Source organism: Tateyamaria rhodophyticola (assembly GCF_047777875.1).
Classification (GTDB): Bacteria; Pseudomonadota; Alphaproteobacteria; order Rhodobacterales; family Rhodobacteraceae; genus Tateyamaria.
On sequence record NZ_CP180519.1, the window covers coordinates 3,666,965 to 3,678,958 of the forward strand.

The 11,994-nt window shown below is 63.5% G+C and carries 14 protein-coding genes; 7 read left to right on the forward strand and 7 right to left on the reverse strand.

The genetic code is table 11. From position 1 onward, the window contains the following. Window positions 1-81: 81 nt before the first annotated feature. From ACERHN_RS19610 to dusB, 3 genes are read right to left on the reverse strand one after another with little or no spacing between them, the layout of a single operon-like run. Window positions 82-1,443, reverse strand: a complete 1,362-nt coding sequence (locus ACERHN_RS19610) for a response regulator (RefSeq protein WP_415920693.1) — start codon at window positions 1,441-1,443, stop codon at window positions 82-84. Between the two features lie 3 nt (window positions 1,444-1,446). Then, window positions 1,447-2,535 carry a two-component system sensor histidine kinase NtrB gene (locus ACERHN_RS19615; protein WP_415920694.1) on the reverse strand — a complete coding sequence of 363 codons (1,089 nt, stop codon included), beginning with the start codon at window positions 2,533-2,535 and terminating at the stop codon, window positions 1,447-1,449. Next, window positions 2,532-3,491, reverse strand: a complete 960-nt coding sequence (dusB, locus tag ACERHN_RS19620) for a tRNA dihydrouridine synthase DusB (RefSeq protein WP_415920695.1) — start codon at window positions 3,489-3,491, stop codon at window positions 2,532-2,534. The genes ACERHN_RS19615 and dusB overlap by 4 nt, the downstream gene beginning before the upstream one ends. Window positions 3,492-3,675: 184 nt before the next feature. On the opposite strand from dusB, the gene ispD reads away from it, so the two are divergent. From ispD to ACERHN_RS19650, 6 genes are all read left to right on the forward strand, one after another. Continuing rightward, entirely contained in the window at window positions 3,676-4,362 is a 687-nt protein-coding gene (gene ispD, locus ACERHN_RS19625; protein WP_415922777.1) for a 2-C-methyl-D-erythritol 4-phosphate cytidylyltransferase, read from the forward strand. Beyond that, entirely contained in the window at window positions 4,352-4,831 is a 480-nt protein-coding gene (gene ispF / locus ACERHN_RS19630; protein ID WP_415920696.1) for a 2-C-methyl-D-erythritol 2,4-cyclodiphosphate synthase, read from the forward strand. The genes ispD and ispF overlap by 11 nt, the downstream gene beginning before the upstream one ends. Further along, window positions 4,828-5,322 (forward strand): phosphatidylglycerophosphatase A, encoded by a 495-nt coding sequence (locus tag ACERHN_RS19635; protein WP_415920697.1) that lies wholly within the window; start codon window positions 4,828-4,830, stop codon window positions 5,320-5,322. The genes ispF and ACERHN_RS19635 overlap by 4 nt, the downstream gene beginning before the upstream one ends. Continuing rightward, the gene (locus ACERHN_RS19640) at window positions 5,319-5,786 is read left to right on the forward strand and encodes a CinA family protein (RefSeq protein ID WP_415920698.1); all 468 of its coding nucleotides are present in this window, start codon (window positions 5,319-5,321) and stop codon (window positions 5,784-5,786) included. The genes ACERHN_RS19635 and ACERHN_RS19640 overlap by 4 nt, the downstream gene beginning before the upstream one ends. Window positions 5,787-5,884: 98 nt before the next feature. Continuing rightward, window positions 5,885-6,691 (forward strand): carboxypeptidase-like regulatory domain-containing protein, encoded by an 807-nt coding sequence (locus tag ACERHN_RS19645; RefSeq protein ID WP_415920699.1) that lies wholly within the window; start codon window positions 5,885-5,887, stop codon window positions 6,689-6,691. Between the two features lie 225 nt (window positions 6,692-6,916). After that, window positions 6,917-8,098 carry an ammonium transporter gene (locus ACERHN_RS19650; RefSeq protein ID WP_415920700.1) on the forward strand — a complete coding sequence of 394 codons (1,182 nt, stop codon included), beginning with the start codon at window positions 6,917-6,919 and terminating at the stop codon, window positions 8,096-8,098. A gap of 35 nt (window positions 8,099-8,133) precedes the next feature. Here ACERHN_RS19650 and ACERHN_RS19655 read toward each other — a convergent pair whose 3' ends face one another. Both ACERHN_RS19655 and ACERHN_RS19660 read right to left on the reverse strand, forming a co-directional pair. Further along, window positions 8,134-9,441: an MmgE/PrpD family protein gene (locus ACERHN_RS19655; RefSeq protein ID WP_415920701.1), complete on the reverse strand. Its 1,308-nt coding sequence runs from the start codon at window positions 9,439-9,441 to the stop codon at window positions 8,134-8,136. A 39-nt stretch (window positions 9,442-9,480) separates the two neighbouring features. Continuing rightward, entirely contained in the window at window positions 9,481-9,930 is a 450-nt protein-coding gene (locus ACERHN_RS19660) for a type II toxin-antitoxin system RatA family toxin (RefSeq protein WP_415920702.1), read from the reverse strand. A 68-nt stretch (window positions 9,931-9,998) separates the two neighbouring features. Between ACERHN_RS19660 and hpt the strand changes: the two genes are divergently transcribed. Then, window positions 9,999-10,535 carry a hypoxanthine phosphoribosyltransferase gene (gene hpt, locus ACERHN_RS19665; RefSeq protein WP_415920703.1) on the forward strand — a complete coding sequence of 179 codons (537 nt, stop codon included), beginning with the start codon at window positions 9,999-10,001 and terminating at the stop codon, window positions 10,533-10,535. Here the strand turns inward: hpt and ACERHN_RS19670 are convergent. Then, complete coding sequence (locus tag ACERHN_RS19670) at window positions 10,528-10,737, reverse strand: hypothetical protein (protein WP_415920704.1); 210 nt, start codon at window positions 10,735-10,737, stop codon at window positions 10,528-10,530. The two genes, hpt and ACERHN_RS19670, sit on opposite strands and share 8 nt — an antisense overlap. Before the next feature lie 293 nt (window positions 10,738-11,030). Next, a complete protein-coding gene (gene lipA / locus ACERHN_RS19675) occupies window positions 11,031-11,981 on the reverse strand; it encodes a lipoyl synthase (RefSeq protein WP_415920705.1) in 951 nt (316 codons plus the stop codon). Between the last annotated feature and the right edge of the window lie 13 nt (window positions 11,982-11,994).

Below are 11,994 nucleotides of genomic sequence, written 5' to 3' on the forward strand. Positions count from 1 at the left end.
TGGCGCTTGCTGCGCCTTACCGCCATATCCAGTGGTCACCCGGCGCCTTGCGGCGCGAATGCCACGGGTTGTGTGGCAGTATTACATCAATTTGCGTCGACGTGTCACCTCTATATCGAGATCGGTGATTTTCTTGCGCAGCGTATTGCGGTTGATCCCGAGCAAATCCGCGCATTTCGCCTGATTTCCGCCCGTCGCATCCAGCGCAATTTCCAGCAGCGGTGCCTCAACCTCGCGCAGGATACGTTGATAGAGACCGGGGGGCGGCAACATGTTGCCGTGCAGGTCAAAGTAGCGCCGCAGATGCCGCGCCACCGACGCGCCCAGCTTTTCCGTGTCCCCGCCCGACCGCATCGGCTCCAGTTCCGGCTGATTGCCCAGCACCTGTTCGACCTCGGCCGCTGTAATCTCCGGCGCGCGGCTGGTCAGGCCCAGACGGCGCACGGCGTTCTCCAGCTGGCGCACATTGCCGGGCCAGCTGTAGGTGCGGAAAATCTCGGCGGCAGGCTCTGACAGCGTACGATGCGCCTGCCCCGACTTTTCCCCACGCGCGAGGAAATGCTCGGTCAAAAGCGGGATGTCATCCACACGCTCGCGCAGTGCGGGCGCATTCAGCGTGGCCCCCGACAAGCGATAGTAGAGATCCTTGCGCACCCGCCCCGCTTCCATCGCGTCCGTCAGGTCAGACTGGCTGGTGGCGAGAAAGCGCGGCACATATTCGCCGGGCGTGTCCATCATGCGCACGATGCGGGCCTGCAGTTCTTCGGGGATGTCGCTGATCTCATCAATCAGCAGCGTGCCGCCCTTGACCTTTGCCAACACGCGCGCAGGGCCTTCGAGATCCTGCAACTCTGCCGCCGTCACGGTCACGAAAGGCAACGTCCGCCGGTCCGAAAAATCATGAATGGCGCGCGCAATCAGCGACTTGCCCGTCCCGCTTTCGCCCCAGATCAGCACCGGCAGGTCCGTGTTCATCACCCGCGCCACAACGCGGTAAAGCGCCTGCATGATCGCCGTGCGCCCCACGAGGGGCAGCTCGTCCGGGCGCTCATCTTCGACCGTGCGCGCCCGCGATTGCCCGCGCAACTCCAGCGCCTTGGCCGTGCGTTTCATCAGGTCCGGCAGGTCAAACGGCTTGGGCAGGTAATCATAGGCTTCGGCCTCTGCCGCCTGAATGGCGGTCATGATCGTGTTCTGTGCGCTGATCACGATGACCGGGAGACCGGGCCGGTCATGGGAAATTTTGGGCAGCATCTCAAGCCCATTGCCATCGGGCATCACCACGTCCGAAATCACGACATCCCCCTTGCCTTCGCCCACCCACCGCATCAGCGTGGTGAGCGACGAGGTCGCGTGCACCTTGCACCCCGCCCGCGTCAGCGCCTGCGTCAGCACCGTGCGGATCGTGCGATCGTCATCAGCAACAAGAACTGTACCGTCCATGGGTTACTCCTCGGGGTTGGGGGCGGAAAGGGCCGCTTTGGGCGCGCGCGGCAGGGACAGGCGGAACACGGTCTGGCCCGGCACGGAAGTCACCGAAATCCAGCCGTCGTGATCCGAAATGATCTTGGACACCAGCGCGAGGCCCAGGCCGGTGCCATTCTCCTTGCCCGACACAAACGGGTCAAAGATGTCCGCCGCAATGCCCTCGGGCAGACCGGGACCGTCGTCGATGATCTCGATCTGGAGCGGTAGCGATTGACCAGAGCCATCGGCGCGGCGCAGGCGGAAGGAATGTTCAAAGAAACTGTGCAGGCGGATCGTGCCACCGGGCGTGCCCGCCGCTTCGGATGCGTTTTTCAGCAGGTTCAGAACCACCTGCAACAGCTGATCCGGATCACCGAACGCAAGCGGCAGGGACGGGTCATAATCCTCGATGATCGTCATGTTCGCACCAAATCCCAGCAAGGCCGAGCGGCGCGCGCGGTCCAGCACATCGTGGATGTTGACGGGCCGCATATCGGGCGGGGACAGGTTGCCGAACTGTTCCACCTGTTCGAGCAGTTTGACGATGCGCCGCCCCTCTTCCACGATCAGATCGGTCAGCTCGAGGTCCTCTGGCTTGAGGTTCATGCTCAAGAGTTGCGCCGCACCCGTGATGCCCGCCAAAGGGTTCTTGATCTCATGTGCGAGCATCTCGGCCATGCCAATGGCCGACTTCGCCGCCGATTTGACGGAATGGTTCTGGGTCATGCGTCCCGCCAGTTCACGGGGCGAGATCATCAGCACCATGTGTTCCGGCGCTCCGACAAGGGGCGCGATCTGCAGCGCGCATTGCAGCGGCGGACGTTGTCCGTTGCCCACGTCGACGTCATTTACGAAGAGCGGCGTGCCGTTCTTGCGCGCCCGTGCGAGGCTGTCTTCCAGCGGCGCATCCACGGCCAGCTGATCCCAGAGCGGCAGGCCGCACATGGTGCGGGCGGAGGCGTTGAAAAACCCTTCGGCGGCGGAATTGATGTCGACGATCTCATCCATCGGCCCAATCAGGATCGTCGGCACCGGCAGCGATGCCCAGAGATCGCCCGGCCCGGTCATGCCGCCTCGGTCCGTTCGGCCGCAGCCAACGCGCGGGACAGTGCGGCCACTGTGTCAGCCGGCGTTTTGGCGGTCAGAACGGCGCGGCGCAGGTCCGCAGGCGTGCCCGCATGATCCATGTACCAGCCCAGATGCTTGCGCGCGACGCGCAGGCCAAGCGCATCACCGTAGAACCGCAGAATGTCGTCGTAATGGCGCAGCACGAGCGTGGTCAGCGCATTCCCCGTCGGCACAAGAGGCGGCGGCGTGCCGTAGAGATGGTGCGCAATCTGTGCGAGGACCCAGGGTCGGCCTTGCGCACCGCGCCCGATCATCACCCCGTCACCGCCCGACAGGGCCAGCGCATGCAGCGCCGATTGCACGTCCACAATGTCACCATTGGCAATGACCGGTATGTGCACCGCCTCTTTGACCCGCCGGATCGCGGCCCAGTCGGCACGGCCCTTGTAGAACTGGCACCGGGTGCGCCCGTGAATGACAATCTGCTTGATACCCGCCGCCTCTGCCCGCCGGGCAATGTCGGGCGCATTCATCATGGCATCGTCCCAGCCCAGCCGGGTCTTGAGCGTGACGGGCACGTCCACCGCGCCCACCACCGCCTCGATCAGGCGCAGGGCGTGGTCCGGCTCGCGCATCAGGGCCGACCCGGAATAGCCGTTCACAACCTTCTTGGCCGGGCACCCCATGTTGATGTCGATCACCCGCGCGCCCTGCCCCGCAACCATGCGCGCGGCTTCGGCCATCGGCTGCGCCTCGCGCCCGGCCAGCTGCACGGCAGTTGCCGCAGCGCCCAGACCCAGCTCTGCCTTTTCCCGGCTGCCCGGTCGCGCGTTCAGCATATCATGGCTGGCAACCATCTCCGACACGACGAGACCTGCACCGAACTCCGACACGATGGAGCGAAACGGCAAGTCCGTGATTCCAGCCATCGGCGCCAGCATGACGGGCGGAACCATGTTGAGAGGTGACGGGTGCATGAGCAGGTGCTTAATCCTTGTGCTATCTTTCGGGCTATCCGAGGTGTTCGAATTCTTCAACGAATGCAAGTGGCAACGCAGGCACCTCGCAAGCGGTCTGCCTAAAATATAGGCAAATACCAGCCCCATGGACAGCACAGATCGCAGTGCCTATGCATTGGCCATGACAAGTTCGGGTCAAGACGCGCACCGCGCCGCTGCCGTGATCGTGGCTGCGGGACGGGGGACACGTGCCGGCGGGGACGTGCCCAAGCAGTGGCAGATGCTGGCCGGTATGCCTGTCGTCCGCCACTCCGTGACCGTCTTTGCCGATCATCCGCGCATCGCCCAAGTGGTGGTCGTCTTTCATGCCGATGATGCGGCGCGGGTACGCGATCTGGGGCTGAGCGGTGTGGACACCGCAACCGGTGGTGCGGACCGCGCGGCATCCGTCGCAGCCGGGTTGGCAAAGGTGCGCGACTGCGCCCAGGTGTTGATCCATGATGTGGCCCGACCGCTGGTCACGCCAGAGGTGATTGACGCGGTGCTGGATGCGCTTGCCACGCACGCAGGTGCCGCCCCTGCCCTGGCGGTGACGGATGCGCTTTGGACCGGTGACGGCACTCGCGTCACAGGCACGCAGGACCGCACCGGGCTTTTCCGGGCGCAAACGCCGCAAGGTTTTGCACTGGACGCGATACGCGCAGCACATGACGCGCATCCCGGCGGTGCCGCAGATGACGTTGAGGTCGCGCGCGCCTTTGGTCTTGATGTTGCGATCGTGCAAGGCGACGAAGACAACATGAAAATCACCCTGCCCGGCGATCTGGTCCGGGCTGAACGGATCTTGCGGGGGCGGCATGGACATTAGACTGGGCAACGGGTTCGACGTGCACGCCTTTGGACCGGGCGATCATGTGATGCTGTGCGGCGTGCGGGTGCCGCACACCGCGGGGCTGGTGGGGCATTCGGATGCGGATGTGGGCCTGCACACCATCACCGACGCCATTTATGGCGCGCTGGCTCAGGGCGACATCGGCACCCATTTCCCGCCATCCGATCCGCAGTGGAAGGGCGCGGAAAGCCATGTGTTTTTGCGCCATGCCGTGCAATTGGCGGGCGACATGGGCTTTGGAATCTCCAATATCGACTGCACGCTGATCTGCGAATTTCCCAAGGTGGGCCCGCACGCGGCAGACATGCGCGCGCGCGTCGCGGAGATCTGCACGCTCGACCCGGCGCGCGTGTCGGTCAAGGCCACGACGAGCGAGCGGTTGGGCTTTACGGGCCGCGGTGAGGGCATCGCCTGCATCGCCACCGCCGCGTTGGTCAGCGCATGATCGCGCGGGCCATCGGCACCGTCTGCGGCGCAGGCTATCTGCGCCCGGCCCCTGGCACCTGGGGGTCGGCGGCTGCACTCCCGCTGGCCTATGGCGTGCACCTGCTGGGCGGGGTCGCCGCACTCGGCATTGCGACGCTGATCGTGTTCGCGGCTGGCTGGTGGGCAACGGCGCAGATGACAGCCGGTCAGGCGGACCACGATCCGTCCGAAATCGTGGTGGATGAGGTGGCGGGCCAGTGGATTGCGCTATTCCCGCTCAGCTATGCCGCCAGCACACGCGGGATCGACATTCTGGACATGTGGCCCGGTTGGGTCGCGGGTTTCGTCCTGTTCCGCCTGTTCGACATCTGGAAGCCGTGGCTCGTCGGGTGGGCCGACCGGCGGGGTGACGCTCTTGGCGTGATGCTCGATGATGTGATCGCAGGACTGTTTGCCGCCGTGGGTGTGCTGGTGCTGGCCGGTGTTGCACATGGGGTTTTGATGCGATGAGCCTCGCCACCGAAATCATTGAAGTTGCAAAAGAAAAGGGCATCATGATTGCCGCCGCCGAAAGCTGTACCGGCGGCATGGTGACGGCCGCCCTCACCGACATTCCCGGCGCATCGGCTGTGGTTGAACGTGGCTTTGTCACCTATACCAACGCCGCCAAGATCGAGATGCTGGGCGTGTCGGCGGCCACCCTCGACGCCCACGGCGCAGTGAGCGAAGAGGTCGCTGCCGAAATGGCGCGGGGCGCTTTGGCCCATGCGCCCGTGCAATTGGCCGTGTCGATCACAGGCATCGCGGGCCCCGGCGGATCGGAATTCAAGCCCGAAGGGCGCGTGTGTTTCGGCCTTGCCGACGCCGCTGGCACCCGAACCGAGACCGTTGAATTCGGCGCCCTTGGTCGCAGCGCTGTGCGGGAAGCTGCGCGCGATCATGCGCTGCAACTGCTGCTCCGCGCACTCACGTAAAGCGCGAAAAACTGCAAAGCGGTGTGCGGTCAATTTGACCTGAGCCGCCAGCCGGGCAATTCTGAGGCCCCAAGTTATTTGAAAATAGGTATTTATCCATGGCAATCGTCACCGGCCACGTGTGGGAACGCGTCACTCAAGATGGGCGCGCAGTGTTCAAACCCATCCCCGAAGCATCCGTCCTCTATATCAAGGCTCAGCACCCTTACACCCTGTATTCCGTGCGTACGGATCAGAACGGCCGCTATCGGCTGGAACTGCCTGCGGGCAATTACGACACCCATGTTGCGTGCTACGGCTATATCACCTTTTCGTCCAGCCAGCACCCCGGGTGGCGCATCATCCGGGAAGGGCCCGAAAACGGGTCGAACTTCTTTCTCGAGCCGGAACCGAAGCAAACCGTATTCCGCAAGCCTGCCACATTGGCCGTGCGCATCCATCTGCCCGATTATGGTGGGCGGGAGGGCACAACCGGCGCGGAACAGGGTATCGAAACGGTTGTGACCGTGGATACCGCCGCTGGCACGATGGTGCTGGACGACATCCCCAAATTCACCAATGACGAGGGCGTGTCGTTCGAAGCGTACGTCAACACGTCAAACGGGACGTTCGATGCGGGCACCGGGCATGCCACCCTCAAGGTCAACGCCGTGGTCGACCCCGCAGCGAGCCTGCTGGGCAAGAACATCGAGCTGTCGAACGTGACGCTGTCGACGAAGACAGAACTGAACCATCGCAGCTTCAAGGGTTTTGCACTCGACCAGCGGCAAAAGCGGTTTTCGCTTGTGGGTGAGGGCATGACCTCTCAGGGGCGCAGGCTGCGCGACAGCGGCGGGATCCTGGACGATCAACGCGCCTTTCTTCGGGTGATTGTCACCTTTGACGACCTCGACGGCCTGACCTGATCAACGCTTTTGCCCGGCGCAGATGAAGTGTCCCCTGCGCCGAGCAACAGGGACTTGGCGTCCTGCCTAAAAATTAGAACATGGCGCGTATGGTGCGCTGATTTTTTAATCAGTTTGAGAAATGCGTAAAAAAGAGCATGCCCGAACGTAGCATGCCTCTTTTTTCCGCAGCGCAGTTACGACACCAGCCCCCCCAGAAACAAAAACCCGAAACGGGAGGGGACAATGAACGGAGCCGATACCGCCTGGATCATCGTGGCAACCGCACTGGTGCTGCTGATGACATTGCCGGGCCTTGCGCTTTTCTATGGGGGCCTCGTGCGCGCCCGCAACGTGCTGAGCGTGTTCATGCACTGCTATGCCATCGCGTGCCTGATGAGCGTGCTGTGGTTTGTCGTAGGCTATTCCATCGCCTTTGGCGGCAGCGACAGCGGATATTGGGGTGGACTGGACAAGCTGCTCTTGAGCGGTGTGACCGCCGACAGCCTCAGCGGCACCTTGCCCGAAGTGCTGTTTTTCGCGTTCCAGATGACATTCGCGATCATCACACCCGCGCTGATCGTCGGCGCGTATGTCGAGCGGATCGGCTTTGGCTTTGTGTTGCTGTTCTCGGGACTTTGGATGCTTCTGTGCTATGCGCCGGTGGTGCACTGGGTCTGGGGCGGCGGGATGCTGGCCGATGGCGGCATCTTTGGCGAGGTGGGCGTGCGTGACTTTGCCGGTGGCATCGTGGTGCACGAAACCGCGGGTATCGCGGCGCTGGTGCTGGCCGTGGTCCTCGGTGCGCGCAGGAACCAGACCGTGCCGCCGCACAATCCCGGCATGGTGATGATGGGTGCGGCCCTGTTGTGGGTCGGCTGGTTCGGCTTTAACGGAGGGTCGCAGCTGGCCGCCGATGGCGGCGCCGCGATGGCGCTGACCGTGACGCATATTTCGGCGGCAACGGCATCCCTGACCTGGGCGCTGTGGGAACGGATCAAGTTCGGCAAGGCGAGCCTTGTGGGCATGGTTACGGGTACGATTGCGGGGCTTGCGTCGATCACCCCGGCCTCCGGATTTGTCGGCCCGGTTGAGGCGCTGATCATCGGGGCCGTCGCGGGCATCCTGTGTCAGGAAGCCGTGACGCTGATCCGCAACGGGCTCAAGATCGACGACACGCTGGACGTCTTTGCCGTGCACGGTGTCGGCGGCATCTTTGGCACGATCATGATCGCAGTCTTTGGCGCCGGCGCATGGGCGGCCCAGCTTGGGTCGCTGGTGATTGTCGGTGTGTTCACGTTGGTGGTGACGGTTGTCCTCATCTACGTGGTCAAGGCGATCACGCCCCTGCGCGTGGACGAAGAGACCGAGACCAGCGGCCTTGATCTGGCCGTCCACGGCGAACGCGCCTACGACGTCAGCAGCTGATTGCAACAACGACCCTGCCCGTCCGCGGGCAGGGATCACTCCGCGCGCAGCACCGTGCCAAGCGTGTCCAGATCGACACCGCCCCGCCGGTGCACCGCCTCCCACAACACATCCGCCTGCGGCGCTCCGATCAAGGCCGTGGCCTTTGCCCGCACCCGGTCCTGCCGCTCGGACAGCGGTGCGGCCTGCGCGAGATCATGCGCCGCGCTGTGGCTCTGCCCACCGGCCTCGATTTCCACCCGCGCCTGCGTGTCCGACAGAGTGTCATCCCCCGTCACCTGCACCACGTCGCGCAACGCAACCACCTCTGGCGCAAGAATCACATCCGGCTCAAACGCCAGATCGGTGTCTAGCGGTCGCCCGAGCAGCGCCAGAGCGACCGTCGCGCTGAGGCTGAATTTCGCCTCCAACCGGGTCTGCGGTGTCGAGATCGCACAGACATCGAGCCAACGTGGATGCACGGCGATGTCGATCCGCGACACATGCCCCGTGTTGATCCCGTCGCGCAAGGACAGCGCCGCCTCGATCGCGGCATGGGTACCGTGACAGCAGGCGTGATATTTGTGACTGACCTGCGGAAAAAGATAGGCGGCGTGGTCGAATGCGGACATGTCCCCTGCCCCGTGATGGGTCGCGCCAAATCCGAACGGACCGTCCAACACCTCCTGCGCGCCCTCGACACCGATCATCGCGGCATGCACCGCTTCGACCGCGCCCGCCGCCGCCATGCCAGCGTGGTAGGGTTTGCCCATCGTGCCAAATTGCACCTTGAGACCGGCGGCACGGGTCCCGGCAAGGCCAATGGCGCTGCACGCCTCTGGCATGTTCAGATCAAAGATCGCGGCACCGGACACTGCCGCACCGATGATGCCTGCCGTCGCAGTCTGATGAAAACCCGTCTCGTAATGCCCGCGCCCCAGCCACAGCCCCGTGCGAATGGACGCCTCTGCCCCCACAAGTGCAGCACGCAGGAACATGTCCCCGTCCCCGTCGCCCTGATGTTCGGCCATGGCCAGCGCCGCGGACACGATGACAGCGCTCGGGTGGCCGATATGGGCAAAGTGCGTGTCGTCGAAATCCAGCGCATGGGCCGCGGTGCCGTTGACCATCGCCGCCCCGCGCATGGGCAGACGCGTCGCGTGCCCGACAACGGACGCCGTCGGATGGCCGCCATTCTCCATCTCGACATGGCGGACCGCCTGCGCGACGGGTTCAAGCCGCCCTGCGACCGCGACGGCGGCCCAATCCACCACCGACAACCGCATCACATCCAACGCCTCGTCCGTGACCGCATCACGGAACACATCCGCAGACATGCGGGCCAGAATGGGGGTCAGGGTCATGTGCGCCTCCGGTGGGTGATCACCGACAGACTGGCACAGTCAGCGGGTCGAATACAGCTCTGCCGCGCGCCGTTCAAAGGCGCGCACAATCCGCTGCATCGCCTCGTTGAACACCACGCCGATGATCCCCTGAAGGATCGCGTTCTTGAATTCGAAATCCACAAAGAAGGACACGTCGCACCCGCCCTCAGCCTCCGAGAAGGACCAGTTGGACTTCATGTAGCGGAACGGACCGTCGAGGTATTCGGTGTCGATCCGGTGATCATCCGGGTACAACACGACGCATGATCCGAACCGTTCGCGAAACACCTTGAAGCTGATCACCAGGTCCGCCTCCATCACCTGCGCATCCCCTTTGGGCGTGACCTTGCGCACCCGTGCCGCGGCACACCACGGCAGGAACTGGGGATATGACGCCACATCCGCCACCAGATCGTACATCTGTTGCGGGGTGTAGGGCAGGAAGCGGGTTTCAGAGTGGGTCGGCATCGCGCTATGAGTGGTGAAACAGTGCCACGCGATGTGTCCTGCGCGCGCGCCAAAATCAAGGGGAAGCCATGTCGGAGCGGCCATATGTCATAGATCAGATGATCTCGGCCAAGGCGATTGCCGCCCGGATCGAAGCCTTGTCGCGCGAGATCGAGGCGGAATTTGCGGGCACCAACAAGCTGGTCGTGGTGGGATTGCTGCGTGGATCGTTCGTTTTCATAGCGGATCTGGTGCGGGAGCTGGACCTGCCGATCGAGGTCGATTTCCTCGAGGCGTCGTCATATGGCGATGCGATGGAATCGAGCCGCGAAGTACGTATTCTCAAGGACTTACGCGGCGCAATCGAAGGGCGCGACGTGCTGGTTGTCGAAGACATCATTGATACCGGCCACACCATGCATCACATCAGCGCGCTGATGGCATCGCGCGCACCTGCCCGGCTCCGGACCATTGCGCTGTTGGACAAACCCACCCGCCGAGAGGTCGAGGTCAAGGCCGATTGGACCGGGTTCGAAATACCGGATGAATTTGTCGTGGGCTATGGCATCGACTACGCGCAACGCAATCGCAACTTGCCCTTTATCGGCAAGGTTCGGTTCACTTGATCTGGCGCAAATGCCCGATGGCGCGCACCTTCCCTTCGACAACCTGATCATGCAGGGCATAGGTGGTGGCGCGCCCGCCGTTTTCAGCCTCGAACGCCTCAAGCGCATCATTGAGATGCGCAATGGCAACCCCATGCGCTCCGGGATCCAGCGCGGCGATCACGGCTGACAGTTTCGATTTGATGTCGTCGGCGTCGGTCATGGGTGCACTCCCCGCGCGGCGGCGCGGTCCTTATGGTCACGCGACGGTGCGCAGGGGTCAAGCAAAATGGTCACACGCAAGGGTTGAAAATTAACCATTCCCCACATGTAAAACGTTCTTTTTGCGGTTGTTTTCCCAATGGCACACCTGTGCGACGGGGTTCATTCAGGCGGCAGGCAACCGTCGTGCAAGCCACTTTTTCGTGCAGTATCTTGGCCACCGTGCGCGGTGCGACGGCGCATCCGGCAAAGCGGCGCCCTCCCATCCGGCAGGTCACGGTATCGTACCGGGTCTTACGATCCCAGCTTGGCCAGCCGCGCCGCCCGCAGTTGCGCGAAATCGTCCCCGGCGTGGTAGGACGACCGGGTCAGCGGCGTCGCACTGACCATCAGGAAGCCTTTGCCAAACGCGGCCTTTTCGTATGCGGCAAATTCCTCGGGCGTCACGAACCGGTCAACGCGGTGATGTTTCGGCGTCGGTTGCAGGTATTGACCGATGGTGAGGAAATCGATGTCCGCGGCGCGCATGTCCTCCATGACTTGCATCACCGCCTGCTTGTCCTCACCCAGCCCGACCATGATGCCCGATTTGGTGAACATCGACGGGTCCAGCTCCTTGACCCGCTGCAACAGGCGCAAGCTGTGGAAATACCGCGCGCCGGGCCGCACCTCGGGATAGAGGCCGGGCACGGTCTCAAGGTTGTGGTTGAACACGTCCGGGCGCGCCTCGACCACGATTTCGAGCACGCTGGGATCGCAGCGGATGAAATCCGGCGTCAGGATCTCAATCGTGGTGTCGGGGCTGCGGTGACGGATCGCGCGGATGGTCTGGGCAAAGTGATCTGCCCCGCCATCCTCGATATCATCGCGGTCCACCGAGGTGATCACAACGTGGTTTAAACCCAGCTTTTCCACCGCATGGGCGACACGCCCCGGCTCGAACACATCCAGCGCTTCGGGCGGTTTGCCCGTGGCGATGTTGCAGAAGGTACAGGCGCGCGTGCACACGTCGCCCATGATCATCATTGTCGCGTGACCCTGGGACCAGCATTCCCCGACATTGGGACAGCCCGCCTCTTCGCACACTGTCACGAGGCCGTTGTCCCGCATGATCTTGTGGGTGTCCTTGTACCCCTGGCTCACCGGCGCCTTGACGCGGATCCAGTCGGGTTTCTGCGGTTGTGGATTGTCGGGGCGGCGCGCCTTTTCAGGGTGCCGCTGTGCCGGTATCTTGAGGTCACGCATCGGGTCGTCCACG